24 protein-coding genes and 5 pseudogenes are annotated in these 26,150 nt (G+C 40.7%); 19 read left to right on the top strand and 10 right to left on the bottom strand.

Annotated features, from left to right (window positions below; genetic code table 11):
* The first annotated feature begins 189 nt into the window (after positions 1 to 189).
* The 4 genes and pseudogenes from V7126_RS11240 (at position 190) to V7126_RS11225 (ending at position 3,280) form a co-directional block, all read left to right on the top strand.
* Positions 190 to 747, top strand: a complete 558-nt coding sequence (locus tag V7126_RS11240; RefSeq protein ID WP_175077228.1) for a class I SAM-dependent methyltransferase — start codon at positions 190 to 192, stop codon at positions 745 to 747.
* Positions 748 to 765: 18 nt separating this feature from the next.
* Positions 766 to 1,451 (top strand): annotated as a pseudogene (locus V7126_RS11235) (response regulator transcription factor).
* Positions 1,448 to 2,524 (top strand): sensor histidine kinase, encoded by a 1,077-nt coding sequence (locus V7126_RS11230; protein ID WP_175077229.1) that lies wholly within the window; start codon positions 1,448 to 1,450, stop codon positions 2,522 to 2,524. Before V7126_RS11235 ends, V7126_RS11230 begins: the two are co-directional and overlap by 4 nt.
* Before the next feature lie 114 nt (positions 2,525 to 2,638).
* Positions 2,639 to 3,280, top strand: coding sequence for a TVP38/TMEM64 family protein (locus tag V7126_RS11225; protein ID WP_335497597.1), 642 nt, complete (start codon positions 2,639 to 2,641; stop codon positions 3,278 to 3,280).
* A 97-nt stretch (positions 3,281 to 3,377) separates the two neighbouring features.
* Here the strand turns inward: V7126_RS11225 and V7126_RS11220 are convergent.
* The 4 genes and pseudogenes from V7126_RS11220 to V7126_RS11205 form a co-directional block, all read right to left on the bottom strand.
* Positions 3,378 to 3,521: pseudogene (locus V7126_RS11220) on the bottom strand (enoyl-CoA hydratase); the annotation flags it as partial.
* A 49-nt stretch (positions 3,522 to 3,570) separates the two neighbouring features.
* Positions 3,571 to 4,331, bottom strand: a pseudogene (locus V7126_RS11215) (helix-turn-helix domain-containing protein).
* A gap of 19 nt (positions 4,332 to 4,350) precedes the next feature.
* Positions 4,351 to 4,917 carry a LysE family translocator gene (locus V7126_RS11210; protein ID WP_175077230.1) on the bottom strand — a complete coding sequence of 189 codons (567 nt, stop codon included), beginning with the start codon at positions 4,915 to 4,917 and terminating at the stop codon, positions 4,351 to 4,353.
* 459 nt (positions 4,918 to 5,376) lie between these two features.
* Positions 5,377 to 6,291 (bottom strand): arginase family protein, encoded by a 915-nt coding sequence (locus V7126_RS11205; protein WP_335497596.1) that lies wholly within the window; start codon positions 6,289 to 6,291, stop codon positions 5,377 to 5,379.
* A gap of 105 nt (positions 6,292 to 6,396) precedes the next feature.
* Between V7126_RS11205 and V7126_RS11200 the strand changes: the two genes are divergently transcribed.
* A complete protein-coding gene (locus V7126_RS11200) occupies positions 6,397 to 6,738 on the top strand; it encodes a winged helix-turn-helix transcriptional regulator (protein WP_175077258.1) in 342 nt (113 codons plus the stop codon).
* Between the two features lie 58 nt (positions 6,739 to 6,796).
* Here V7126_RS11200 and V7126_RS11195 read toward each other — a convergent pair.
* Positions 6,797 to 7,737 (bottom strand): annotated as a pseudogene (locus V7126_RS11195) (DMT family transporter).
* 116 nt (positions 7,738 to 7,853) lie between these two features.
* Here V7126_RS11195 and V7126_RS11190 point away from each other — a divergent pair.
* Complete coding sequence (locus V7126_RS11190; RefSeq protein WP_175077259.1) at positions 7,854 to 8,735, top strand: AraC family transcriptional regulator; 882 nt, start codon at positions 7,854 to 7,856, stop codon at positions 8,733 to 8,735.
* Positions 8,736 to 9,065: 330 nt separating this feature from the next.
* On the top strand, positions 9,066 to 9,941 hold the full coding sequence (locus tag V7126_RS11185; RefSeq protein ID WP_046132180.1) for a DMT family transporter: 876 nt from the start codon (positions 9,066 to 9,068) through the stop codon (positions 9,939 to 9,941).
* A 116-nt stretch (positions 9,942 to 10,057) separates the two neighbouring features.
* Here the strand turns inward: V7126_RS11185 and V7126_RS11180 are convergent.
* A pseudogene (locus tag V7126_RS11180) lies at positions 10,058 to 11,247 on the bottom strand (MFS transporter).
* A gap of 293 nt (positions 11,248 to 11,540) precedes the next feature.
* On the opposite strand from V7126_RS11180, the gene V7126_RS11175 reads away from it, so the two are divergent.
* Positions 11,541 to 12,119 (top strand): TetR/AcrR family transcriptional regulator, encoded by a 579-nt coding sequence (locus V7126_RS11175; RefSeq protein ID WP_175077233.1) that lies wholly within the window; start codon positions 11,541 to 11,543, stop codon positions 12,117 to 12,119.
* Positions 12,120 to 12,306: 187 nt separating this feature from the next.
* Entirely contained in the window at positions 12,307 to 12,867 is a 561-nt protein-coding gene (locus V7126_RS11170; RefSeq protein ID WP_175077234.1) for a sugar O-acetyltransferase, read from the top strand.
* 174 nt (positions 12,868 to 13,041) lie between these two features.
* Here the strand turns inward: V7126_RS11170 and V7126_RS11165 are convergent, their stop codons facing one another.
* Positions 13,042 to 14,244 (bottom strand): MFS transporter, encoded by a 1,203-nt coding sequence (locus tag V7126_RS11165; protein WP_175077235.1) that lies wholly within the window; start codon positions 14,242 to 14,244, stop codon positions 13,042 to 13,044.
* A 139-nt stretch (positions 14,245 to 14,383) separates the two neighbouring features.
* On the opposite strand from V7126_RS11165, the gene V7126_RS11160 reads away from it, so the two are divergent.
* From V7126_RS11160 to V7126_RS11150, 3 genes are all read left to right on the top strand, one after another.
* Positions 14,384 to 15,211, top strand: coding sequence for a MerR family transcriptional regulator (locus tag V7126_RS11160; RefSeq protein ID WP_046132176.1), 828 nt, complete (start codon positions 14,384 to 14,386; stop codon positions 15,209 to 15,211).
* 417 nt (positions 15,212 to 15,628) lie between these two features.
* Positions 15,629 to 16,954, top strand: a complete 1,326-nt coding sequence (gene brnQ, locus V7126_RS11155) for a branched-chain amino acid transport system II carrier protein (RefSeq protein ID WP_335497595.1) — start codon at positions 15,629 to 15,631, stop codon at positions 16,952 to 16,954.
* Positions 16,955 to 17,396: 442 nt separating this feature from the next.
* Positions 17,397 to 18,353, top strand: a complete 957-nt coding sequence (locus tag V7126_RS11150; RefSeq protein ID WP_335497594.1) for a patatin-like phospholipase family protein — start codon at positions 17,397 to 17,399, stop codon at positions 18,351 to 18,353.
* Between the two features lie 71 nt (positions 18,354 to 18,424).
* On the opposite strand, the gene V7126_RS11145 is transcribed toward V7126_RS11150, so the two are convergent.
* The gene (locus V7126_RS11145) at positions 18,425 to 18,808 is read right to left on the bottom strand and encodes a winged helix-turn-helix transcriptional regulator (RefSeq protein ID WP_335497593.1); all 384 of its coding nucleotides are present in this window, start codon (positions 18,806 to 18,808) and stop codon (positions 18,425 to 18,427) included.
* 110 nt (positions 18,809 to 18,918) lie between these two features.
* On the opposite strand from V7126_RS11145, the gene V7126_RS11140 reads away from it, so the two are divergent.
* Positions 18,919 to 19,512: an NAD(P)H-dependent oxidoreductase gene (locus V7126_RS11140; RefSeq protein ID WP_335497592.1), complete on the top strand. Its 594-nt coding sequence runs from the start codon at positions 18,919 to 18,921 to the stop codon at positions 19,510 to 19,512.
* 109 nt (positions 19,513 to 19,621) lie between these two features.
* Here V7126_RS11140 and V7126_RS11135 read toward each other — a convergent pair whose 3' ends face one another.
* Entirely contained in the window at positions 19,622 to 20,992 is a 1,371-nt protein-coding gene (locus tag V7126_RS11135; RefSeq protein ID WP_335497591.1) for an amino acid permease, read from the bottom strand.
* A 215-nt stretch (positions 20,993 to 21,207) separates the two neighbouring features.
* On the opposite strand from V7126_RS11135, the gene V7126_RS11130 reads away from it, so the two are divergent.
* From V7126_RS11130 to V7126_RS11120, 3 genes are all read left to right on the top strand, one after another.
* On the top strand, positions 21,208 to 21,648 hold the full coding sequence (locus V7126_RS11130; protein WP_335497590.1) for a glycosyltransferase family 2 protein: 441 nt from the start codon (positions 21,208 to 21,210) through the stop codon (positions 21,646 to 21,648).
* Positions 21,649 to 21,784: 136 nt separating this feature from the next.
* The gene (locus tag V7126_RS11125; protein ID WP_335497589.1) at positions 21,785 to 22,228 is read left to right on the top strand and encodes a hypothetical protein; all 444 of its coding nucleotides are present in this window, start codon (positions 21,785 to 21,787) and stop codon (positions 22,226 to 22,228) included.
* 213 nt (positions 22,229 to 22,441) lie between these two features.
* A complete protein-coding gene (locus V7126_RS11120; protein ID WP_046132381.1) occupies positions 22,442 to 23,074 on the top strand; it encodes a DUF2306 domain-containing protein in 633 nt (210 codons plus the stop codon).
* A 191-nt stretch (positions 23,075 to 23,265) separates the two neighbouring features.
* On the opposite strand, the gene V7126_RS11115 is transcribed toward V7126_RS11120, so the two are convergent.
* Entirely contained in the window at positions 23,266 to 24,051 is a 786-nt protein-coding gene (locus V7126_RS11115; protein WP_046132380.1) for a cyclase family protein, read from the bottom strand.
* A 217-nt stretch (positions 24,052 to 24,268) separates the two neighbouring features.
* Here V7126_RS11115 and V7126_RS11110 point away from each other — a divergent pair, with 217 nt between their 5' ends.
* From V7126_RS11110 to V7126_RS11100, 3 genes are all read left to right on the top strand, one after another.
* Entirely contained in the window at positions 24,269 to 24,634 is a 366-nt protein-coding gene (locus V7126_RS11110; RefSeq protein WP_046132379.1) for a putative zinc-binding protein, read from the top strand.
* A gap of 132 nt (positions 24,635 to 24,766) precedes the next feature.
* Entirely contained in the window at positions 24,767 to 25,357 is a 591-nt protein-coding gene (locus V7126_RS11105) for a TetR family transcriptional regulator (protein WP_046132378.1), read from the top strand.
* A gap of 14 nt (positions 25,358 to 25,371) precedes the next feature.
* Positions 25,372 to 26,112, top strand: coding sequence for an SDR family oxidoreductase (locus tag V7126_RS11100; RefSeq protein WP_335497588.1), 741 nt, complete (start codon positions 25,372 to 25,374; stop codon positions 26,110 to 26,112).
* Positions 26,113 to 26,150 lie beyond the last annotated feature (38 nt).

The raw sequence follows: 26,150 nt of genomic DNA, 5'->3' as shown, positions 1-26,150 counted from the left end.
CATCTATTGTGGCATGTCCGCGTTTGTCTGGTTTCACTTTGATGAAATCGATATGAGGATCCAGCAGGGATATTGATTGTTTTTCAGCTTCACCAAATCTTAAGAATTCTTAAGATTTTTTATGCCTCTTTCTTCATGTTTTAAATGTAAAGTATGATTATAAATTCAAAACAAATGGAGAGATTAAATATGAAGCGTCTGTCTTTCTTATTTCAATATATCGTTCATCCAAGAGCTGTCGGTGCCGTCCTTCCCAGTTCAAGGTTTCTTGGAGATAAAATGATGGAAACAATCAATTTTCAGAAAGCTGAATACATTGTCGAATATGGACCTGGTACAGGCGTATTTACAGAAAAACTGCTTGAAAAGCGAAACCCGAAGACGATCGTTTTATTAGTGGAAAACAATAAAGAATTTCATTTATTGTTGAAAGAAAAATTTAAAGGGGAAAAGAATGTATTCAATGTATATGGATCTGCCGAAAATATTGGCGGGTATTTAAAGGAGCATTGTATTCCTTATGCAGACTACGTTGTTTCCGGCCTCCCTTTTGCAAGTTTGCCAAAAAGCGTTTCAGTCAACATTTTATTAAATACCGCCAAAATCTTAAAAAAGGATGGACAATTCATTACGTTCCAATACACTAAGTTTAAAAAGACGTTTATTGAACAGTTTTTTGCCAAAATAGATATAAAAAGAGAGTTTAGAAATTTGCCGCCGGCTTATGTCTTTAGCTGCTCGAAGTAACTAATACGGAGGAATCATATGGAGTCTAACGTTCTGATTGTTGATGATGACAAAGATATCAGAAACCTTATTTCTGTTTATTTGGAAAATGAAGGTCTGTGCACCCAAAAAGCTGAAAATGCGATTGAAGCTTTAAAACTATTGGAACAAAGAGAGTTTGACCTCATGATTTTGGATATTATGATGCCTGACATGGATGGAATTGAAGCGTGTATGAAGATAAGGCAAGAACGAACTCTGCCTATTATCATGCTTTCTGCAAAATCGGAAGATATGGATAAAATTCAAGGGCTTGCTTCCGGTGCCGATGATTACTTATCAAAGCCGTTCAATCCGTTGGAATTAATCGCCAGGGTCAAATCTCAATTAAGAAGGTATAAAAATACAATAATGATGCCAACAACACTAAGAACGTCATTGAAATTGGCGATTTGACCATAAATACAGATACACGGCAAGTGTGGGTGCGGGGGAAGGAAGTAAGGCTTACTCCGAAAGAGTTTGATATACTTGAATTCCTTTGTGTAAACAAGGGGATTGTTCTTAGTGTCGAAAAAATATATGAAGCTGTATGGAAGGAAGACTTTTTTAAATCGGATAATACTGTGATGGTGCATATTACAAAAATTAGAGAAAAAATCGAAGAAGATCCCAAGCATCCTATTTACATTAAAACGGTTTGGGGAACAGGGTATAAAATATGAGAACGTTTGGGAATAAGCTGATTGTAAAGCTTCTTGGAGTGATAGCAATCAGTTTTGTTGTTTCATTCGGTATGATGATCCTGATTATTTTATCTATTGTGTATCTATATAAAATACATTACCTTACAGATTTTAGCCTTCGCAGCAGCTATTTTATGATATTGCTTCAGTATTTAGCAGCTATTTTTTCCTTTATTGCAGTCTTTTTGTTAATGGTACGGAAAAAAATATTATATTTGAAACTCATTACTGAGAGTGTTCACCATATTGCAAATGGAAAACTCGGCTTGACAATCAGGCTTGAGAGCTGGGATGAATTGACCCGGCTTGCACAAAATATCAATCATATGTCCAAAGAATTAGAGAATAAGTTTGAACATGAAAGACAATTAGAAAAGGCGAAAAATGAACTTATCACAAATGTATCTCATGATTTAAGGACACCATTAACATCGATTATCGGATATTTGGATTTACTAAAAAACGAACAATACGGCAGTAAAGCACAATTTCAGGAATACGTTGAAGCGATTTATTCAAAATCGCAAAGGCTCAAATACCTGATTGATGAACTGTTTGAATATACTCATTTATCAAGCCCGGACGTTAAGTTAAGCCTTAATGAAGCAGACTTGTCAGGTTTATTGGAACAAATTGTCGGAGAATATATTCCGATTTTTGAAAAGGAACGATTAAGCGTTCTAAAATCAATTACGGAAGAAAATGTTCCTGTTTTAATGGATATAGAAAAGATGGTTCGTGTATATGATAATCTCTTTATGAATGCGGTAAAATACAGTATGAAACCGTCTGAATTATTAATAAGCCTTGAAGTAATCGGCGACAAAGCGATCTTGAAAGTATCAAACAAAGTTGATAAATTTCCGGCTAACGATATAAACAAATTATTTGAACGATTTTTCAAGGGTGATATGGCGAGAACAGATAATCAAGGAACCGGACTTGGACTTGCCATTTCAAAAAGAATTGTTGAACTTCATCATGGTCATATCTATGCCGAATATAAAGATGGTTGGTTGAGCTTTATTGTTGAACATCCGATCCGTATATAAGGGCTTATGGGATGAAACGTTCCATAAGCTTTTTAAACTTAAGAATCCTTAAGAATTTTAAGGGGTGTTCCTTCATTCCCATTGCTTATCATGTATGTAACGAAAGCGAAGAGAGTGAAGGAATTGAAAAAGAAAGTAGTTATTGCAGCTTTATGGGTTTTGGCCATTTATCTATTAAAGCATTTTCATTTGCTGCCAGTCGATATGGGCGGGTTAAAGGAATTTATATCTGGAAATACAAAAGATGCAATGTTGCTGTTTAGTGCTCTGTGGATCGTTAGGCTTCTCTTTCTTATTCCAGGTTCAACTCTCATGTTGTTAGGGGGAATATGCTTCGAACCGATGCTTGGTTTTTTATTATCAATGACGGGCATGGTTGTGAGCGAAACGCTGGTTTATATTTTCTCAAAAATGTTTTTCCGTGAAAAAATCGATCGATTTTTAGAGAGTAAACATTCAGATTTAAAAACTTCATTGGAGACTTACAATTATAAATTTTTGGCACTGGGAATAATTTGTCCGATAGCCCCAACAGATGCAATTTGTTTTTTATCGGCAGCGGTTGGGTTAAAGTATTCTGCTTACATTATCACCATCATGATCTCGAATATCCCATTCATGATATTATATAGCTTTTTAGGAATAAGCTTTAGCAAGTCTTTAGCGGGTATCGTCTTAGTTATCGTATCGTTTGTTTTGATTGCTGTTGTATCCATAAAAATTTGGAACAGTCTTAAGCAGGAGCAAAGAACATAGCGCTCATATTCATAAAAGCTTAAATGAATCGAGCCGGCATAACACCTATGATTTTCAATTACAATGTCGACTTAGGTCCTTTCTTAAAAAGAAACATGCCGATCTTCGCTGGTAAAGTAGCGGTTAGCAATCCCTGAATTACAAGTCTTCGGCGGTCATCAGGAGTTAGGTGAAGAGTTGCTTCATCACCTGAAACTTTAGTAAACAATTCAATATCTTCTGCGCCTATTTTTAAAGACAATTTTATTCCTCCTTAATTTAGATTCTTTTTCTGATCTAGCAAGTAGCTTTTAATTTAAATGAGACATATATTCAAATGCTGTTGTTCCATATACGCTTTTAAAATGTTTATTTAAATGGGTTAAATCGACAAAACCGCATTCAGCTACTGCTGCATAAACATCCCTTTGCTTTTCTATTAACTGCTTCGCACGTTCTATCTTGCAGTTAAGAAAGTATTGATATGGCGAAATTCCGGTATGGGATTTGAATAATCTGATAAACTGAAACTTGGATAAATGAAGCTCTTTACATATCTCATCAAGTTTAAGTACATTTTCTAAGTTGGAATGAAGCATATCCTTTGCTTTTCGAATGATGGCGCTATCTTTCTTACAGTCTGTGGAAAGATTAGTTTGAATAAGGCTATCTGTAAGAGATAAGAGTAATTCACTGCACAACGCTTCATCTTTTCCGTTTAATATTGCAGAAGAAAGACATAATATCCTTTGTTTAAGTTTATAATCATATACAATAGGGTTTGAAAAACGTACCATATCCTTTTTCTCAATAACATCTAATAGCAATTGCGGCTCAATATATAGCATCACATAATCAAGCCCTGATTCATCATATGCCATTCCATCATGTGCCTGTTCCGGGTTAAAAAGCATAACACCATTTTGATATGATAATTGTAAGCTGCCATCTAAGGTATACTTTTGAATGCTATTGCATACTCCTTGTGAGAGTGTTTTTTATATGTAAAATCAGTAAAGCTTGCTGACAGTGCAGTAATACCTGCCGATTTTTTATAGATGAATTTGTCCATTTCATCACCTCTTGATAACTTACCTTATCCATATCATGATGCCGGCATAAACTAAAAATAATGCCATCATTACATTAACAAATTTTTTATGCCTCTGTAATAACCTCTTGAAAATGGTGCCGAACAGAACCCATGCAGCAAATGCTAAAAATCCAATGAGAGTGATAGCGAAGACACTTATGATCACTGCAGGCACTGACGTCTCATTTTCCATAACAAAGCTGGGGATTACAGTCATTGTAAACAGCACCACCTTTGGATTCAAAAATTGCATAAGGAAGCCTGACCAAAAGGTGCCAGTCTGGTTTACAGTTGGTTTTGATGCATCCATTTTGTAAATTTGATAAGCGAGATACAGCATATAAAGGCTTCCGGTGATCTGCATAACGATTAAAATTTTGGGGAGTATCGTTACCAGCATAGCAGAAATAACAAGTAATAAACCAAAAGCGATAGTTGCTCCATACGTATATTCCATTGCTTTTTTTGTCCCCAAATGATTCACCGTGGATAATATGACAATGTTAGTAGGCCCCGGTGTAAAAGTAATAATAAAACAGTATATTAAAAAAGATGAAATATTCATGAGATTACTCCAAGGTATTCTCACATGATTATATTTCATGAAATTAAATGGCATATAGTATGTTATTGCAGGGCTTTATAAAAGGAGCTCTAGTGAGTGAAGATCCATCAATGAAAGACATTAATAATTGCTTGCTGCGGCTCATGGGGAAGAGTTAAAGCAGGGGATATTGACGGGGTTTTGCAGCTGAAAATAAGCCTTCACTTTACCTCAGGGCCTAGTGGATGAATAACCTGAAATTCAAGTCCTCTCGGCTGCATGATAGGAATACCAAGGGTTTTGGCGCCCTTGGTATTTTTGGTTTTCGCGTATTTCTTTGTCCTGCATTTCGCGCCTGCTCTGGCTGTCGAAAAAACCCTGCAGTCTAAGAATAATGGGTTTTAGGCATATTTAATGTGGAACATCTGTAGTGATTTTAATACACGGATCTGAACTCTGTTTATCATTCCGATGATGAGGTTATTGATTTAAAATAGGCATCTCTCCAAGCAGATTCTTTAAATGAATAGAATCCCACGGCAAATGCTCGGTAATGCCTAATCCGACTACATCCGTTTCTTCAGAGAGTTCTTTCAGCAGATTAAGCAGTTGAGGCATTTGCATTGTTCCCTCAGGAGAATAATTTACAGGTGCTTCAGGGTTTGCAAATAAAATAGAACGAAATGCCTTAGGGTCGAGCACGTCTAAATCAAGGTGAATCGCCAGGTGTTTAATGCCGCTTTCTTTAATCCACTCTTTTATTGATTCCGTACTGTTCGTTAACTCTTCGGTTCCAGCAGTTCTAATACCCAGTCTTTGAATCATTTCTGTGTCTTGTTCTGCAGGAGCTATCCCCAGCCTTTGAAATTCTTCTGACATCACTTTTGCTTCTTGTTCTGTAGGAGCTGCCAGTCCCGCGATAAAGATATTTTCAGGTTTTAGAGGAATTTTCACACGTTTTGCGAACTCTTCATCTCCTTCACCCAAAAGGTTCCCGAGAGGCAATGTATGTCCGTTATCATACCCGTTATATCTAACTAAATCACTGTGGGCATCGATCCAAATTAACCCTAATTCTCCGCCGTATCGTTCGTTTAAATAAGCAAATGGAGCTTGTTCGACTAAACAGTCACCGCCAAACATGACAATGCGGTCCGGCTTGTGAGCATGAATGATATGCTGTGCAGATTTTAATTGTTCAAGCAGCTGTTTTCTTCCGTTCATACCGTTCTCGTTTTCAAGCGGTGTTCCATCATAAGCTTGAACCGGAACATGAATAAGGGGTTGATCATTGTCAGGAGCCAGCCAAGCAAGCAGTTCGGCTCCAAAGGAGTAGTTGGGGTTGTTTCCGCCTTGCCATTGCGGCATTAACAGCCGTATCGTTTTTTTAGCCATGTTTTAGTCTCCTTTACTTCAAAGTAAGGTTAGTATAAAATGAACGAAAATAAAAAAATAGTACGCACTTTAATGATAGGTACTATCCAAAAGGAGAGTGTAAAAATGAGTATGGCTGAGTATAAAGGCAAAGTTAAAAATATTCAAGATACACCTTTTGGCTACACATTGTCCGTGATCGGCGGCAAATGGAAAATGGTTATTATTTACCTCCTCGCAGAAAATCAACCGGTTCGCTTTAATGAGCTGAAAAGACAGATAGGGACTATTACTTATAAAACGTTGAGCGCACAACTTAAAGAATTGGAAGCGGATGGCCTGGTGAACCGGAAAGAGTATCCTCAAGTTCCACCTAAAGTCGAGTACAGTCTCACCGAAAAAGCGGAAACTCTATTGCCGGTTTTGGAAGAGTTATGTGAATGGGGCGTAAAAAATCAAAATAAATAGAAAAAGCCAATGAGAGTGAGGCCTCTCTGCTTGGCTTATGGTTAATCTGCCTTTTCCATTAGGTTTTCCCGTCTGATATGATCGCGGATTTTTTAGTCTTTAAAGAAGGCTCCTTATTGATATTAAAGTTATACCTATAATACAGGCAGCGCCGATCCATTGAAAAAAACCAAACGGTTGTTTTAACCAGACGACAGTCGTTAAAACGGCCGACAATGGTTCCAAACTGCCTAAAAGGCTTGTTTCTTTAGGGGGAAGACTTTGCAAACTTTTTATGACGAACCAAAATGCAATCATTGTTCCAAATATGGTAACAAATAAAATGTAAACATAGGCATCAGTTGTTAAACTTCTAAAATCCATCTGCCATGGCGGGTGGATTAAGCTTAATGCAAAACCGCCGATGATCATAGCCCAGCCTACAATCACCAGAGAGTCAAATTTATGTAACAAACCAACTGCATACAACGTATAAAAAGCTGCCGCCACTCCTGATAAAACTCCCCAAACGATTGCAATTGTCGGTACTGACAGTTGAGAAATTGACCCATTTGTTAATAAAAAAAAGCATCCGGCCAGAGCAAGAGAAACTGTCAGCACATCTTGTTTTGTAAGAACCGTTTTTTTTCGTAAAAGCGAATAAACGATAACCATGGCAGGAGATAAATATTGTAATAACGTAGCAACAGCTGCATTTCCGTGTTCAATTGCTGCCATATATGTGTATTGAACAGCAAGCATACCGAACAATCCAAAAATGATAAGCTGGCAAGCTGTTTTCCTATTTTTCCATACCCCTATGATCTGGGAGCGCTCCTTTCTGAATAGTTGAAGCATTAAGAGTAAAAAGCCGGCAATCAGCAGGCGGATCGTGACAAGCCAATTGACATCAATTTGATAATCTTGAAACAATTTTTTTGCTACTGTACCCCCAATTCCCCAAAAAGTCGCCCCTGTTATCACAAAAAACAGTCCGCTATTTCTTTTGGAAGTATTCATATGTATGATCCCTCACTCAATAATTGTAATAATAGTGTTATGATAAATGCGAAACCTCATAAAAAATACTCAAATCGAATGAAAAAATATAAATATATTGAGGCGATACAATGCAAATCAAAGATTTTATGATTGATCAAAACTTAAAAGAACTAACCGAACACCGTACATTAGAATTACCGGTTGCATGTTACGAAACAACGATCAATCAAAATATAAATGGTTATATACCGCTTCATTGGCATGACGAAATTCAATTTGTTTTGATCCTGAAAGGAGAAGCCGTATTTCAAATAAATGAAGAAAAAATCGCAGTTCAAGAAGGAGACGGACTGTTTATCAATAGCGGCTGCCTGCATATGGCAGAAGAAAAGAACCGCCCGGGGTGTACTTATATTTGCTTAAATGTTTCTCCGCGTTTTGTTTTAGCCCAGGAGCTTTATACAAGCTATGTGCAGCCCTATATTCATTCAACAAATCTGCCTTATTTAATTTTGGATGCAAATGAACAATGGGCGAAAAACATTTTAATAGCCCTTAAAGAAATCAATCAATTGGTGAAACAAAAAACATCCCTCTTTGAAATTGACATCACCATGCAATTAACTTTCATGTGGAAAAACTTAGTCGTTAATGGTTTTCAATTGGAGTATGATCAATCTGAAATGATAAAAAATCATCGAATGAAACAAATGTTAAATTGGATACATCTCCATTATGCCGAAAAAATGACGTTAGAGGACATTGCAAAAGCCGGCAACCTGAGTCGTTCCGAGTGCTGCCGGTATTTTAGGCGAATGCTGAATAAGACGCCGCTGCGTTATGTAATGGATTATCGAATTCAACAAAGCTTATTGTTATTGCAACAGCCGGAAACCAATGTGACAGAAGCGGCCTATCAAGTCGGGTTTAACAGTACAAGTTATTTCATTAATAAATTTAAACAAGCTATGAATATGACGCCTTTGTCATACAAAAAAATTCGCATGAAAAAATAACATCACCAGTGATAAAGTTTATTCTTTGATCATTTGATTCTGGTGTATTCAACAAGCGCCGGATGTTAGACCAGCTCACCAAGGAACTATTATCGAAGCGGGACAGAGGAGGTTTTTGCGCAGCTGAATCAATGCTCATTTACTTCCATCAATAATTCTTCTATACTAACAATACCTTAAACTTGTGACAGAGGTGAATAAACATGCTGTGGACGCCATTATTTGAAAATGATGTACCAGTAGCACTTCTCCGCCCTTAGGGGAGTAAGGTGACTACTGCTCTCCGTTAAGGGCAATGATTTGACCAAAACGAAAACGGAGGGTGCAAAAATGAAAAACACTTTGTTAGGTTCTCTATATTTAGCATTGGCTGCCAGTATTTGGGGCGGCATGTATGTTGTTGTAAAGGTTGTAGTAGCGGTTATACCCCCATTAGAGCTTGTATGGATGCGATATGCAGTAGCGATTATCGCCTTGCTCACCATTGGTTTTGTTAAAAAGCTATCCTGGCGAATTCGCAGACGTGACATTTTATTAATCATAACCATCGGGATCATTGGCAATACAATTTCGATTGTTACGCAGGAAATTGGCACCAATCTATCTTCGGCACAAATGGGAGCGATTATTACGTCTTCCACGCCTGCATTTATGGTGATATTCGCTAGGTTATTGCTTAAAGAGCGGCTGGACGTCAAAAAGGGAATATCTGTGGCTTTAGCGACCATCGGGGTTTTACTGATTGTAGGAAACGGCCAAATTGACATGTCTAATCAACTTGGCGGACTGTCGCTCCTTATTGCTGCTTTAACATGGGCCCTGATGTCTGTCCTTTTAAAGCGTGTTCCAGGTGGTTATTCTCCGATTGTGGTGACAACTTATTCAATCTTGGTTGCCATCATCATATTGACTCCTTTTGTCTGGGTGAATATAGACGAAATTCAATTTTCGCAGCTGGCCCATCCGACAATTTGGGGAGGGCTGTTATATTTGGGGATCATTTCAACGGCTTGTGCATTTATCCTTTGGAACCGCGGATTACAAATGCTGAATGCTTCAAGCGGAGGTTTATTTTTCTTTTTCCAGCCTCTGGTTGGAACATTGTTTGGATGGCTTTTGTTGGGAGAAAGCCTGGGCGGAACGTTTTGGATCGGTTCCATTTTGATTTTTATCGGTGTTTTGTTAGTGATTCGGGAGAAAAAATAGAATAATAGAAACCTGCGGAATCATAAATTCCAAAGGTTTCTTTTTTATTGCTGCAGTTATAAATCAGCGGAATAAGCAGTCAGGGTGTTCCTGGCTGCTTATTTTTGGCGAAAGACCTATTTCTCTGTTGCAAAATAAAGCAAGGCAATGACCGGAAAAGCGATTCCAATCGATAATGCCGCACTCCATCCTCCAGAGGCGTATGCCCATCCTCCAATTGATGACCCAATAGCACCGCCCAGAAAGAAGATAGCCATGAATAATCCGTTTAATCGACTGCGAATTTCCGGTCCCAAAGAGAAAATGGCACGTTGACTGAGCACAAGATTTGCAGATACGCCCATATCCAACAAAATAGCTGCGATGACTAGAACTGCTATTCCGACGGCGGAGCTGCTCTGAATAATCAGCGGCAGCAATAAAGAAACGATGACAACAGAAAGAGCTATTCCAGTGGCAAGGCGAGTCAAGCCGCGGTCAGCCAGACGGCCGCCGATGGGTGCAGCGACTGCACCCGCAATTCCCACAAGTGCGTACAGTGCTATACCCTTCTGGGAAAAATGAAAAGCAGGACTGGACAATAATAATGGAACAGTAGTCCAGAACAAGCTGAAAGCTCCAAATACAAATGCATGATAGATAGCCCGGCGACGCAGACTGGTGTAGTTCGCAGCAGCTTCCACATTGAACCTAGTAAGGCAGCATAGCCTGTGTTTGCTGTTGGTTTTCTGGCAGGGAGTACTTTTGACAATACGATTGCCAGGACAACACTTACTGCGGCAGACAAAGCAAATATTGCATTCCACCCCAACATATCCGCAACTAAACTTGATATCGGGCGAGAAAGCATGATACCTAGTAATAGACCGCTCATGACATTGCCAACAACGCGGCCGCGTGCAGCTTCTGATGCAAGGTATGATGCGAAGGGTACGAGTACTTGTGCTGCGATCGATCCCAGCCCGATGAAAAATGCAGCTGCCAAAAACAGTATTCCATGTTTCACAAATGCCGTTGCAGTCAGAGCACCTGCGCTTAGAAGCAGCGATACAATGACAAGTTTTTTGTTCTCTACAATATCTCCAAGAGGTACAAGAAATAGCAAGCCGGCAGCGTATCCAAGCTGAGTCAGTGTAACAATCAACCCGGCACTGCCAGCAGAAAGTCCAATTGCAGTACTAATGTATCCTGCCAAGGGTTGTGCATAGTAAAGGTTAGCGACAATGATACCGCATGCAGCTGCTAAAAGTATGGTTAAACTTGGTGAAATCTCTTTATTAATCGTTTGTTTATTTAAATTAGACATGATGAACTCCTTTTTTGAAATAATCTTTAGCTTTTTAAAATGTTCGCCACTATGTGAATGTACTGTTCGCTAATCATTCTCCTTTCCGTATATTTTAGTCGTAAGATTTCTGGGGTGGGCTTGGAATTCAACCGGATGACGACTCTCATGATATTTTAGAAACTAAACGTTTAGTTTTGTTATATAAATAATATACTGAACGTTCAGTTTTGTAAATGGGTTTTCTATTTTCTTTTTCATTTTCGTTAAGTATACTAAACGTATAGTTTATATTTTGGAAAGGAATGATGAATGTGCAGAGTAAACGCGGACGGCCGCGTGATGAAGGAACGCATAAGGCGATTCTTTCTGCAGCCTATGAACTATTGTTGGAAAACGGCTTTGATGCGGTTACAGTCGATAAAATCGCCGAGCGTGCTAAAGTGAGCAAGGCAACTATTTATAAATGGTGGTCTAACAAGGCCGCTGTTGTAATGGACAGCTTTCTTTCTACTGCTACAGCCAGATTACCTGTCCTCGATACAGGATCGACAGTAAATGATATTGTAACCCACGCCACAAATTTAGCAATGTTTTTGACAAGTCGGGAAGGAAACGTCATTACAGAATTAATAGGTGCTGGACAGCTGGATTCTAAGTTGGCGGAAGAATATCGCACCCGATTTTTCAAACCTCGCCGGCTCCAAGCCAAGCACCTTTTAGAAAAAGGAATTGAGAGAGGGGAATTAAAAGAGAATCTCGATATTGAAGTAAGCATCGATCTAATTTACGGGCCGATTTTCTATCGTCTGCTTGTAACCGGCGACGAGGTAGACGACTCCTATGTGCATGATTTGGTGATGAATGCATTTAGGGGAATTCAAGCTACCTGAATGATATTGGGGTATTTCCAACCGGACCGTTCCTGGTTTTTATTGATCATTTATTCAACTGACGAGCATGTTGTTGAACAAGTAAATGTTAAATTGTATCTTTAAAAACTTAAAGGAACTTGTATAAACAAGTAGAAAGTAATTGCACATGGACAAAAGGGTTGATTGAAAATAAGGAGATTAAATCATGAAAACCGAAAAAGAAAAAATGTTGAATGGTGAACTTTATAACGCGGCAGACCCGGAATTGCGAAGCGAAAGAATGAATGCCAGAAGGTTGACTAGGATGTTTAATGAGTCACTCGAAACCGATGGCAATAAAAGAACCGGATTATTAAAAAAACTGTTCGGTTCGACTGGAGAAAATATTCACATAGAGCCGTCGTTTCGGTGTGATTATGGCTACAACATACACATTGGCGAAAATTTCTTTGCCAATTTTGATTGTGTATTTCTTGATGTTAATGAGATTCGAATAGGCGATAACTGTTTTTTTGCACCGGGAGTTCACATTTATACTGCGACTCATCCGCTAAATGCAAATGAAAGAATATCAGGGGCAGAATACGGAATCCCAGTACATATTGGTGATAATGTTTGGATTGGCGGAAGAGCCGTTATTAACCCTGGGGTTAAAATAGGCAATAATGCTGTTATAGCTTCGGGTGCGGTTGTAACAAAGGATGTGCCTGATCATGCGGTAGTGGGCGGAAATCCTGCAAAAATACTTAAACGAATTGAAGAATAGACTACAGCTTCATGAATCGTTCCTTCAATTACTCACCGTGAAAGATAAGTTTAAAAAAACGAAATAAAAAACATACCGACATGATGTGGTATGTTTTCTTTTTAATATAGGCCGCTAACTCAATCGCAGCCAGATTCCTGCGCCTGATTTTTAAGGATCACTTTCAAAAAACGGTTAATTCAGGGTTGAAACTTCATTTGATTTTTCTTTCCACAGCATTGTAAGGCTTAGACCGATTATCATAACGATTCCGGCAAAAAGGAAAGGATAATGAATGTTGAGATCAAATAGAATTCCGCCCAGAGCCGGACCGAAAATATTCCCTAAGCTGGTGTAAGTGGAGTTCATGCCTGCTACGAACCCCTGCTGGTTACCGGCAACTTTGGATAAAAACGTTGTTAAGGCCGGGCGCAGCAAATCAAACGCCAGAAAAATAAAGCAAGTGACAAGCAAAACGGCTAAAAGCCCTGACATAACAGTAGACACAAAAGCTAAGACCGCACCGATGATTAAGCAAAGCTGAATCATCCTTTTCTCTCCAAGTTTATTGACCAATTTCCCGAATAATAACACTTGAATAATGACGGCAACAATCGAACTAATCGTAATAATGGTTGCGATATCCTTTGGTGTAAAGCCGAATTTATGATCAGAAAACAAGCTGAATACCGTTTCATAGGCCGATAAGCCGAAAGCCAGTACAAAGACGATAATAAATGCAATGAAATAGACTGGATGAATTGATTTTTTTAAGTCTTTGAAGAAATCGGATTCGCTTGTATGAGACGAGAGTCGTTCGCGCTCTTTTTTCGGCAATGACTCTTTTAATATAAATACGGAAGAGACAGCGGACAGGAATGCTAAGGCGGCAGCGAAGAAGAACGGCATTCGGATGCCATAGTCGGCAATAAATCCTCCAGCCCCGGGTCCAATAATAAAGCCGGTGCTAATCGCTGCAGAAACATACCCCATAGCTTTTGACCTTTCCTCCAGGGTTGTAATATCAGCTACATACGCTGTTACGGCCGGCATGATAAAGGCAGCGCTTATTCCGCCTAATATCCTCGATACATAAAAAATTGAAACATGGGTTCCTAAGCCGAAAATCAACTCTGATATACCGAAAATCAGTAAACCGAGGACAATCATTTTTTTTCTCCCAAAACGGTCAGCCCATCTTCCTGCAAAAGGTGACGTGAATAACTGGGAAATAGCAAAAACGGCAACAAGATAACCCATGGTGCTGCCGGATAAATGCATGATATCCATAAAAGAAGGCATAACCGGAATAATTAAACCGATGCCAAGAAATGCTATGAAAATGTTGATTAATAGTATAATGAATACTGTTTTTTGTTCTCTAATCGTTTTTTTCATTTAAAAACTCCTCTACCCTTTATCCGGATCAACATCACTTAGAAAAAAACGGATCCGCAGGATCTATCCTGTTCTTTGTTGAATTCAGGTACAATAAAATCATAAAGTATATGGTTACCGTATAGTCAAGGGGGTTTTTATGAGCGAAGATTTAAGAAAGTACTTTACAACAGGTGAGTTTGCCAAGCTCTGCCACGTAAAAAAACAAACCCTGTTTCACTATGACGAGATTGGTCTGCTTTCTCCCGAAATAAAAAAAGAGAATGGGTATAGATATTATTCCTATAATCAGTTTGAGCTTTTTCAAGTTATTAATTTGTTTAAAGAGGTTGGCGTACCGTTAAAAGAAATCAAGTCCCTTTTAAAAGGCAAAACACCAGGCAGGATCGTCCCGCTTCTTAAAGAAAAGTCAGCTGAAATTGAGGAAAAGATTAAAAAACTGATGCATTTGCAAAAGATCATCCAGACGAAGGTGGCGTTGACTGAACAAGCGCTGGAAACAGATTTCTCCTCGGTTTCCTTTCAGTATTTAAACGAAGAAACATTCATGATAAGCAGAAATACATTGCATTTGCCGGAACGAAAATACATTGCTGCTATTTCAGAACTCATTCATGATGTCGAGTCTCATGGATTAGATGAGGGGTATCCTGTCGGCGGGATCTTCGCACGCGAACAAATTCTTACAAAAGACTTCTATAATTACACACACTTTTATATAAAAGTAAAAGAAGGAATAGATAATATAAACGTTCATGTGAGGCCAAAAGGTCTGTATGCAGTCGGATATCAAAAAGGTGAAGAGGTTGAAGAGGCCTACAGCAGAATGATTCAATTCATCGAGAAGAACGGGATGCAGGTAGGTGAATATGCATATGAGGAATTCATGCTTGATGAAGTGATGGTCGACGGATTTGAAAATCAAATCACCAAAATCCTCATTCAGGTTAAAGAGTTGTTGATGTAAACGAACATGGCGCTTATGAGGTTCAAATCTTCTCTTAACATTCCAAGAATACCAAGGGTTTGGAAGACCTTGGTATTTTTTCGGATTTTAATTTGATTCATTGCTAAAAAAGGAAAAATAAAGAAGAGAAATATATGAGAACATCTGCAATGATAATATTTTTGACTGCTCAAAAACCGTATCATCCTTATGATACATAAATAATTCGGAATATATACCGAAATTCAATTATTTGAAAGGTTTAAATTTTGATTAAGAGTGTTATAATTAGTTAGTTCATTCATGAACCTTTGATTTTCTTGAGTCGAAGGTAATAAAGAAGAAGCAGGAGTGGAATTTTAAAATGTAATAACTGCACATTCTATTACATCAAAGCAAACATAAAAGAACAATATTCACAAAATCGGAGGATTACAAGTGGGACGAAAGATTCCTTTATCTTTTATAATCATTATAGGATTAATGTTATTTGCGCTATTTTTCGGAGCAGGAAATTTAATTTTCCCACCTATGCTTGGTCAATTAGCCGGAACAAATTTATGGGCAGCTAATGCAGGTTTTTTAGTGACTGGAGTTGGGTTGCCGCTTCTCGGCATTACAGCGTTTGTGTTTTCGGGAAAAAACGACCTTCAATCTTTGGCGGGGCGTGTACATCCATTATTCGGGATGGTGTTTACTGTCGTTCTGTATCTGGCAATCGGTCCTTTTTTTGCGATACCCAGATCAGGGAGCGTATCCTTTGAGATTGGAGTTAAACCTTTTTTATCTGATCATCCGGGGCATGTCCCTTTAATTATATTTACGGTTGTCTTTTTCACAATTGCATGTTTGCTTTCGCTTAATCCGGCAAAAATTGTTGATGTCGTCGGAAAAGTGTTAACGCCGATTAAATTAACTTTTATAGGAATACTTGTAATTGTGGCAATATTCAACCCAATCGGATCTTTCCAATCGCCTTCAAAAGAGTATGCTGCACATGCATTTTTTAAAGGGTTTCAAGAAGGCTATTTAACATTAGATGCGCTTGTGGCATTTGTGTTTGGCATTATTATTGTGAATGCTATTAAAGAAAAAGGCACGACAGACAAAAAACAAGTCTTGGCCGTTTGCGTAAAAGCAGCACTTATCGCTGCGGTACTCTTGGCGTTTCTTTATTCTGCCCTTGCTTATATGGGCGCCTCCAGTGTTGAAAAATTAGGTCATTTCGAAAATGGTGCTGAAGTGTTAGCTAACGTTTCAGAATATTATTTTGGTTCTTATGGCGCCGTCTTATTAGGGTTGATGATTACCGTGGCGTGTTTGACTACAAGTGTGGGATTGATCACTGCCTGCGCTTCATTTTTTCATCAATTGTTTCCGAAGTTTTCTTACAGAAACTTTGCCATCGTGTTGTCTGTATTTAGTGCACTGGTCGCGAATTTAGGTCTGACACAGTTAATTAATGTTTCACTCCCGGTGTTAATGACCATGTATCCAATTGCTATTGTGTTAATGTTTCTAACGTTTTTGCATTCTACCTTTAACGGCAGGTCAGAGGTATACCAAGGCAGCTTGATCTTAACATTTATTGTGAGTTTGTTTGACGGTTTAAATGCCGGAGGAATAAATATTGATGTTGTTCACAATTTCTTCACGCATGTCCTTCCGTTCTATAGCATAGGGTTAGGCTGGATTCTTCCCGCTATTATAGGCGGTCTGGGCGGTTATATGATGAGTTTGACGAGAAAAAGACGTATTGCGTAATATTTGGGCCCAATGGGGGCAACCCCCGGGGAGATTGAAGTCCCCGGCCGCATGATAGAGATACCAAGGGTTTTTTAGATCCTTGGTATTTTTTATTTGCTTTCATTTATGTTCACTCAGTAAATAACGGCAAACCGACAGGCCGGATAACAGGGGGGCCAGCCAAAGGTTATAGAGCTTTTGGTATTTTTTGTTTTATCCGCCGCTTTTCCTTTTGTTCTCCACGGAGGTGCGTAAGATACGGATATGATCGAGAAGGTAAGTTTACTTGCGATCCCAATATATTCAAAGGGTTTCCCCATTAGCAAAGAAATCAGCTGAATCGTTATATACATGAAAAAGCCGAAAACAAGTCGAAAAAATTTCAGCAAGCGTACAACAGACACGAGAGACACATATACTGGATGATACTGATGATCAGATGAGAAAGGAGAAAGCAGCTTTGACAAAATATCGAATCGTGTCCTTTGATGGAGGCGGCACCTTAGGCGCTTTAAGTTTACAGCTTATGAACAGACTGGCTCAACAAACACCGGAATTAATTAGCCGAACCGATGTTTTCTCGGGAAATTCAATCGGTTCATTCACCGCCCTTGCATTAGCAAGCGGAAGGTCCCCAAAGGGAACACTCCAGTATTTTGAGGATGAAATCCTGCCGGCATTCAGCGTTTCCCGGCCGGGAGGGCCAGTTTTTAATCAGCAATTGCCATATTCCGGTTTTATTAAAGCGGTACGAAACTTTTTCCCGGCAGATCTTCGTCTCAGAGATTTAAAAAAACGAATGGTTGTCCCTTCATTCCAATTATACTCACCGGAGCTGGATCGTTGGACTCCTGTATTATTCCATAACTTTCCCGGCTCTCCCTATTTACATGAGAAAGTGAGCGATGTCATCCTGCGGAGTAGCGGTGCTCCCGCGACGCAACGTGCCTATCAAAACTACGTGGACGGTTATGTAGTAGCGACGAACCCTAGTACAGCGAGTATCGCGTTTGCGGTTGGCAAAGCCAAAGTGCCATTGGATCAAATTGCGGTACTATCCATTGGAACAGGTGAAGCCCCGACGCAGTTGAGAAGGGATACGAAGGGATGGGGAATGGTAAGTGCAGATAACATACGCCCTGAAAACCTGGAGAACCTTCCGCCAAATTGGGGAGTCCTATTGGACCGGTCGCCTAATGAACCGTTACTGCCGTTTCTTCAGATTGTCGCTGGCGGAAATGGTTACTATGAATCCATGGTCAGTTCTCATCTTCTTGGAAATCGCTTTTTTCGGTTAGACCCGCGGATTCCTAACTTCTCCAAAACGGACCCTACCGTGTTTCCCGCTCTCATTGATATTGCCAACAAAACCAATTTACAACCTGCACTTCGATTTATAGAGAAAAACTGGAAGTAATCAAAAATACCAAGGGTTTTAAGGCCCTTGGCATTTTTTGTTTGATTTCAGCTGCTTAAAGAAGATCAGATTTATATTTCATCCTCAGTGTTGAACGCAGTTTCGCTATGAACCCTATCTTTATATTTTTCTCCCCAGTCCTTCATGTGTAAAATAATGGGTTCTAATGTTCTCCCAAACTCGGTTAAAGAGTATTCGACTTTTGGAGGGACCTGTTGATAAACTTCGTGGTGAACCACTCCATCCCGTTCCAGTTCCCTTAACTGCAACGTAAGCATGCGTTGCGTAATTTTAGGATATAGTCTCCGAAATTCATTAAATCTCTTTTTGCCGTCAATGAGATGATATAGGAGAATGCCTTTCCACTTGCCGCCGATCACATCCAATGTCGTCTCAACCGGACATCCTTCAAAGTGATCCGAAGAATAATCAAAACCGATTTTTCGATTTCTCAAGCCTTTCACTCCCAATAGTATAATTTTTGATACTATATACAATTAATGTGCGTACTTTTTATTCTTGATTATACAACATATAATCAATTCATATCAAAAGAATGAAAGGAATGAACCATATGAAAACACTGGTACTTGTTGCACATCCGAACCTCGAATCCTCACGAATAAATAAAAAATGGAAAGAAGCGGTTTTAAGCGAACCGGGCGTAACCGTTCATGATCTCTATGAAAAATATCGCGATCAACCCATTGATGTGGAATTTGAACAACGACTGCTCCTCGATCATGATCGTATTGTTTTTCAGTTCCCTTTGTACTGGTACAGCAGTCCGCCGCTTTTAAAACAATGGTTTGATGAAGTGTTTACTTTTGGCTGGGCGCATGGCCCCGGAGGAACGAAATTGAGAGGAAAGGAATGGGTGATGGCCATGTCCATCGGTTCTCCTGAACATTCTTACCAGGCCGGCGGATATAATTTATTTTCAATAAGCGAACTGACAAGGCCGTTCCAGGCATCTGCCAATTTAGTAGGCATGACTTTTCTGCCTTCCTTTGCCGAATACCGCGCTAATAAAATCAGTGACGAAGAAATCGCCCAAAGCGCGGCACGGTATGTTGAGCATATTACAAATGCAGAATTAAACCCGAAGGTTCGTTTTCGCAACTATTTGAAACAGCTGGAGGGTGTGGATGTAAAATAAAAAATACTCAAAAATCTTGCTTTGATCATGCAGGATTTTTTCTTGTATAAAGCCATCGCGTAAAAAAAGCCTGCAGCGGTTTTCTGCAGGCTTAAAAAATGCATTCTTCCTATTGTTCCTTCGGCTTCTTCAACTTATAAATCACAACCAGTAAAATAAACCAAACCGGCGTGACAAACAGAGCAACACGGGTATCTTCCGCAAGTGCGAGCACGACGAGAATGAACGTCAGAAAAGCAAGAACAAGGTAGTTGGAAAACGGATAAAGCGGCATCTTGAATTTGTTTGCTTTCGCCAAGTCGGGCCTTGTTTTTCGGTATTTTAAATGGCAGATGACGGTGATTCCCCAAATAAAGATGAAGCATATCGTCGAAATGCTTGTAATGAGCGTAAATACTTCTTCCGGCATGATATAGTTCATCGTCACGCCGATAAGAATCACGACGGCGGAAAAGAATAATGCATTGCTGGGGACTTTACGGGAGGTAAGCTTTGTCATTGATCCAGGTGCATTATGTTCTTTTGCCAGCGAGTATACCATCCGGCTCGTGCTGAATATGGCGCTGTTGCTTGCCGATGCTGCCGATGTGAGCACGACAAAGTTGATAATCGTAGCAGCTGCTGCGATCCCGACCGCAGCGAATACCTGCACGAACGGGCTTTTGTCAGGATCGATTACATTCCACGGGTAGATGCACATGATCACAAGCAAAGACCCGATGTAGAAAAGCAGGATCCTGACGGGAATATTGTTGATCGCTTTCGGAATTACGTTTTCCGGATCTTTTGTTTCACCTGCAGTAAGTCCGACGAGTTCAATGCCGACAAACGCAAAAACAACCATTTGGAACGAGAGAAGAAAACCGTGCAAGCCGTTAGGGAACATGCCGCCCCGGCTCCAAAGATTCGCGAAGCTGGCTGTGCCTGAATGCGTGGAAAAGCCTGTGATGATCATAAAGAGGCCGATGGCGATCAGCGCAAGGATCGCGATGACTTTGATTAATGCGAACCAAAATTCCAATTCTCCAAACAGTTTAACGGTTGCCAAATTCATAATCAGCAAAATCACAAGGGCGATGAAACCCGGCAGCCACTGAGGCGCCTCGGGAAACCAGTACTGGGTATAGAGCCCGACCGCCGTCAGATCGGCCATTGCGAGCGAAATCCAGCAAAACCAGTAGGTCCATCCGGTAATAAAGGCCGCCGTATCGCCTAAATAGTCTCTCACAAAATCTACAAACGAGTGATACCCCAGATTGCTGAGGAGCAGTTCACCCAGTGAGCGCATAATAAAAAAGCAAATGATTCCAGTAATCAAGTAGGCGAATAAAATCGACGGCCCGGCAAAATGGATCGACTTTCCCGAACCGAGAAACAATCCCGTCCCGATGGCGCCGCCGATCGCCATCAACTGTATGTGTCTGTTTTTTAAACCTCTCGACAATTTTTGTTCATTGTCATTTGTTATATCGTCTGTCAATGATTTGTTCCTCCAATATAAACTCCCGCAAGTTTTATCTTCTATTATAACACTAAAATTTGTAGGAATTAATGGCGTTTTTTTGTCCGAAGAGAGCGGGACAGGGTATGAAAATGTTCTCATCTTCCTTCTTATGTGAAAACGATCTTTTTATTGAAATTATACTAATGATTGGTATAATTTTCTTGAAAAATCATTCCAAAGGGGGTGAGCAAATGGAACCATCCGTCAGTATTATCATTCCCGTCTACAATGCCGAAAAATATGTATCCGCGTGTTTAGACAGTGTTTTAGCGCAAACTTTGCCGCATTTTGAAGCGATTGTGGTTGATGACGGCTCGCGCGACTCGAGCAGAGAGATCATCAAACAATACGCAGCAAGAGATGACAGAATCGTTCCGGTTTTTCAGGACAATGCAGGCCCAAGCACGGCCAGAAACCGTGCGCTAAAAATGGCTAAAGGCGAGTTTGTCGCTTTCCTTGATTCAGATGACTGGGTTGAGCCAGATGCTTATAAGGAAATGTACAATGCGGCAATTGACAATAACGCCGATATCGTATTCACTTCCTTGATGTGGGAACGATGGAGCGGGCGGGAATCGTATCCAGCATTATTCTGCCCCACCAAACCGGCCGCTGACGAAAGAAACGATTAAAGACGTCATTTTAACCGATTTTTTATACAACGGCGCATACGGACAAGTCTGTAAATTATTCAGGAAGTCTTTGTTAGAAGAGAACGGCATCACGTTTCCCGAGGGAAAGTCTCTCGGCGAAGATTGGCTGTTTAATATGGAAGCTTTTACGTATTGCACTTCGGCTTTTTATATTGATCAACCGTACTACCACTACAGAAAATCTAATAATACGAGTTTAATGAGGAGATATAACCCTGAATTATTCGATTCATATATCAATCAAAATACACTGGAAAAATATTCGAAACGCTGGGGACTTTATAATGAAAAGGTGGCCGTAGACTTAGCAAGGAGAAAATGCTTTATTGCCGTAAATGGATGCATTCAAAATGAATTTAAACCGGACTGTAAAAAATCGGTGCGGGAAAAATGGCAATTGATTTCTAACATCGTAAACCATCCCGATGTTCAAAGCGCTGCACAGCTTTCATTACAGCACGAACATCATTTGCAGAAAAAAATCTACTTGAAGATGCTCAAACCAAAAGCAGTGCTCGGACTTTTTTTAATGGGAAAGATTTTGTCGCTTAGATCTTGATATCACATTAAATTGGGGAGACCAAACATACATGCTTTCCGCCGTTTCATCGATCAGCTCCCCTGTCATATCAAACCGCCTGCATTGATCTCTCATCTTTCGGCCTCATCCGTGTTTGCATCGTGCCGCAATTGGTGTATCCTAAAAAAAGGGTTCCAACAGCATAAGGAGGTACACAAGCTGAATAAAAAAAGGGTAACAATATTTTCAGCCATGCTGGCACTGATCGCGATATATATTCTGTACACCTTGTTTGAGAATTTGATTGCGGATCCAGGGGCAACGTCGTTTCTAAGCCATAAAACAGAGCCGCGCGATTCGTTTCATCTTCCGGTTTGGCTGAAGGTCATGTATGTCCACGTAGTTGCGGCTTGTTTGGCGATGCTGTCCGGAGCGGTTAATTTCTTCGGAAGAGCGAAACGCCGCAGGTTCCACCGCTTTAATGGATACATCTATGCCGTGTGCGTGTTTGTCGTGACGCTGTCGTCAGGCTATATGGCGCCGGACTCTACCGGAGGGAGGATCGTCAGCATCGCTTTTAACACGGTGAATATGTATTGGCCGCTGGCTGTGTTTATCTCGATCCTTCAAGCAAGGCGAAAGCAGTTTGATAAGCACCGGAACTGGATGATCCGCAGCTATTTATTCTGTTTTACGAATTTGTTTATTCATATGATTACCTTTGGATTCAACAGAGGATTAGGCTTGACATATGAAACCAGCTATACGGTTGGGGTGTACGGTTCGATTGCACTCAATGTCCTGATAGCTGAATGCATCATTCGGATTATATGCAGGAAGGCCCCGGCAATCCGGTCTCATCAAAGCAATGCCAAGGGCTTCTAGGCACCTGGCATTGCCGTGATGACACGTTACGTGGCTCACCCAAATGGGGTGACGCCGTCGGGATTTTTGATCGTTAAGGGCTTGTTAAAATTTTCTTTTTGGTGAAAGAACGCTTTGTATCGTTTAGGCTAAATCAAAAAACGCCGCCTCCATTTCCTCGAAATGAAGATCTGTCAAACGTCCTTTTTACATTATTCCTCAGAGTTAAAAATCGCAACAGGACGCGCCCAGCCCGCTGAGCCTTTTTCAACTTTAACCGGAAAAGCCATCACATAAAAACCGGCGGAAGGCAGCTGGTCAAGGTTGGCAAGCTTTTCGATTTGGCAGTACGGAATCTTGCTTCCGGCATAATGCCCTTCCCATATAATCGAAGGATCTTTTTCGTTTTCGTACCGTTTGGCAGTTATGCTAAACGGCGCATCCCAGCTCCAGGCGTCAGTCCCGACAAGCCGGACGCCGCGTTCTGTTAAATAGAGCGTTGCTTCGCGCCCCATTCCGCATCCGCTGCCTAAGTAATCCTTTTCCCCGTATGTTGCACCGGCTGATGTATTGACAAATACAATATCGCCGGGCGCTAGCTTATGGTTGATCCGGTTAAGCTCTCGTTCGATTTCTTCTGCAGTGACGACATGCCCGTCTTCAAAATGTCTAAAATCCAGTTTAACGCCGGGGCCATGAAACCAATCAAGAGGAATTTCATCTATGGTAGGCATTTGTTTGCCGTCGTCCGTTACGGAGCGGTAATGATAAGGCGCATCGATATGAGTCCCTGCGTGGGTCGACATCTTCACATGTTCCACTGCCCAGCCTTCCTGTCCGGGAAGGTCTTGCAGGGAAAGTCCGGGAAAGCTTTGGATCATCTGCTGCGCCCCTTGTTTATGGTTTGCATACTCAATCTCAGGTATAAAGCCCGGGGGATCAGACGGAATATTGCCTTTTAAGGACACTGACAGATCAACGATTCGTTGTATTTTCATCAATTTTCTCCTTTTTTAGCAGATTAAAGAGGCATGATAGCCTTTTTATTTTCATTTTCATTTTCATTCTAATAACGAATCACAGCTGGGACAACCTGCAGATTTACTAAAAGTGTCTCAGATTTATATAAACTAGGAAACGTGATATAGCTCACAGTTTATGAGATGCCATTCGTGTAAAGTGAATGATAGTTTTTGCCGGGGGAGGAGTTAACCGATGAAAAGAACCGATTTGCCTCTTGTTTATTCATGCTCGGGATGTTCTTCAGCCGCACAAACGGCCAACACGATTGCCATCAAAATGGATCGGGAAAACGTTGCCGAAATGTCATGCATTGCCGGTGTCGGCGGTGATGTGAAACCCCTTGTCAAAACGGCGACATCAGGGCGGGATATCATTGCCATTGATGGCTGCCCACTGTGCTGCTGCAAGAGCTGTTTGGCTAAACATGATGTTCAGCCGAAGCATCATTTTGTACTGTCAGACTTTGATGTACCAAAGAAAAAAGGCGTAGACCCCGATCCTGTCCTTACAATGAAAGCCTATGAACAGATTTTGCAGCTCACGAATGCTACATCTTAACGGCTCATTTTGAGAACGACTATTGAGATAGTCGTTTTTTTATAGAAGAAAAACAAATGACAAAAAATAAATTTTGTCATTTGATATTTGATCTGTTATGATATTTCAAAGGAGGTGTATCGAAGCGGCACAATGATGAAGAATTCTGAGGTGTTAACAAAAGAGCAAATACTTTCGGCTACGGAAGAAGCGGTCAGGCGGTTTGGCGTTGCAAAAACATCGATAACAGATGTGGCCAAAGCGTTGAATGTCAGCCACGGCACGATTTACCGCCATTTCAAAAGCAAAAAAGAGATTTTCGAAACAGCTACCGAAAAATGGCTCAATGAAAAGATCCATAAGCCGCTTACCGATCTGTTTCACGATCCTTCCCTCGGGGGAGCCGGGCATGTAAAAGCTTATATGAAAAAACTGTTTGAGCTTAAAATGCACTATGCCGCCGAGGATGAAGAATTGTTTGCGATGTACGCCAAAGTGACAAATGAATCTTCTGAGCTTGTCGACAAAAGCATTGAACAGATCGTGATGCAATTACGCAAGCTGATCACCGGCTGTGATGTCAAGTCAAGCGATCATACAGAAGCGGCAAAAGGCATTTTTTACGCAACAGAACGGTTCCATCACCCCGGTCATGCGAGTGAATGGAAAAGAGATACGATTAAACAGGAATTTGAAATCGTGTGGCGTCTTTTGGAAAACGGGTTTTTGAAATCAAACAGTTAGGCGGGGATGAATATATGGAAAATCTAAAAGGAAAAACAGCGATTGTAACCGGCGCTTCCCGGGGAATCGGGCGCGCCATTGCCGAACAGCTCGGAGGGCTGGGAGCTAAAGTCGCCGTCAATTATGCAAGCAGTCCGCAAAAGGCAAAAGATGTTGTGGAAAGCATTCAGCAAAAGGGCGGTGAGGCTGTTGCCGTTCAGGCTGACCTCAGCACGGTCGCCGGTGTGGAGTCATTATTCAAAACGGCGATTGAGGCATTCGGCAAAGTGGATATCCTGATTAACAATGCGGGAGTGAGCATTTTCAAACCGATCCAGGATATCACGGAAGAGGACTTTGACCGGCAGTTCAATCTGAACGTAAAAGGCACGTTTTTTGCCTGCCGGCAGGCGATGACATACATGGAGGAAAAGGGGAGAATCATCAACTTTTCCACCTCTGTCGCTGGACAGATGTTTCCGGCATACAGCGTATACGCGGGAACAAAAGGGGCTGTTGAACAGTTCACCCGCCAGCTTGCGAAGGAATTCGCCGCAAAGCAGATTACGATCAATGCGGTTGCCCCTGGTCCGGTCAACACAGAGCTGTTTACCGAAGGAAAAACAGAGAAGCAAATCGAAGGACTGAAACAGTCGATTGCGCTCGGCCGCATCGGCGAACCGGAAGACATCGCAAATGTGATCGAATTTCTGGTCAGCGAAAAATCGCAATGGATCACAGGCCAGACGATTCGCGTAAACGGCGGATTTATTTAATATGCAAAAAAAAAAAGCCCAAGACGAGTGATATGCTC

This window comes from Bacillus sp. JJ675 (assembly GCF_036963165.1).
Lineage (GTDB): Bacteria > Bacillota > Bacilli > Bacillales > Bacillaceae > Bacillus > Bacillus glycinifermentans.
Note: the sequence above shows the minus strand (reverse complement) of the source record. Positions and strands in the feature narration are given on the sequence as shown.

Excerpts from the sequence above, each read along its gene's own strand:
- V7126_RS11240 (WP_175077228.1), top strand. The coding sequence starts at position 190 with ATGAAGCGTCTGTCTTTCTTATTTCAATATATCGTTCATCCAAGAGCT.
- V7126_RS11230 (WP_175077229.1), top strand. The coding sequence starts at position 1,448 with ATGAGAACGTTTGGGAATAAGCTGATTGTAAAGCTTCTTGGAGTGATA.
- V7126_RS11210 (WP_175077230.1), bottom strand. The coding sequence starts at position 4,917 with ATGAATATTTCATCTTTTTTAATATACTGTTTTATTATTACTTTTACA.
- V7126_RS11205 (WP_335497596.1), bottom strand. The coding sequence starts at position 6,291 with ATGGCTAAAAAAACGATACGGCTGTTAATGCCGCAATGGCAAGGCGGA.
- V7126_RS11200 (WP_175077258.1), top strand. The coding sequence starts at position 6,397 with ATGAGTATGGCTGAGTATAAAGGCAAAGTTAAAAATATTCAAGATACA.
- V7126_RS11185 (WP_046132180.1), top strand. The coding sequence starts at position 9,066 with ATGAAAAACACTTTGTTAGGTTCTCTATATTTAGCATTGGCTGCCAGT.
- V7126_RS11170 (WP_175077234.1), top strand. The coding sequence starts at position 12,307 with ATGAAAACCGAAAAAGAAAAAATGTTGAATGGTGAACTTTATAACGCG.
- V7126_RS11165 (WP_175077235.1), bottom strand. The coding sequence starts at position 14,244 with ATGAAAAAAACGATTAGAGAACAAAAAACAGTATTCATTATACTATTA.
- V7126_RS11160 (WP_046132176.1), top strand. The coding sequence starts at position 14,384 with ATGAGCGAAGATTTAAGAAAGTACTTTACAACAGGTGAGTTTGCCAAG.
- V7126_RS11140 (WP_335497592.1), top strand. The coding sequence starts at position 18,919 with ATGAACCATATGAAAACACTGGTACTTGTTGCACATCCGAACCTCGAA.
- V7126_RS11130 (WP_335497590.1), top strand. The coding sequence starts at position 21,208 with ATGGAACCATCCGTCAGTATTATCATTCCCGTCTACAATGCCGAAAAA.
- V7126_RS11125 (WP_335497589.1), top strand. The coding sequence starts at position 21,785 with ATGGAAGCTTTTACGTATTGCACTTCGGCTTTTTATATTGATCAACCG.
- V7126_RS11120 (WP_046132381.1), top strand. The coding sequence starts at position 22,442 with ATGCTGGCACTGATCGCGATATATATTCTGTACACCTTGTTTGAGAAT.
- V7126_RS11115 (WP_046132380.1), bottom strand. The coding sequence starts at position 24,051 with ATGAAAATACAACGAATCGTTGATCTGTCAGTGTCCTTAAAAGGCAAT.
- V7126_RS11110 (WP_046132379.1), top strand. The coding sequence starts at position 24,269 with ATGAAAAGAACCGATTTGCCTCTTGTTTATTCATGCTCGGGATGTTCT.
- V7126_RS11105 (WP_046132378.1), top strand. The coding sequence starts at position 24,767 with ATGATGAAGAATTCTGAGGTGTTAACAAAAGAGCAAATACTTTCGGCT.
- V7126_RS11100 (WP_335497588.1), top strand. The coding sequence starts at position 25,372 with ATGGAAAATCTAAAAGGAAAAACAGCGATTGTAACCGGCGCTTCCCGG.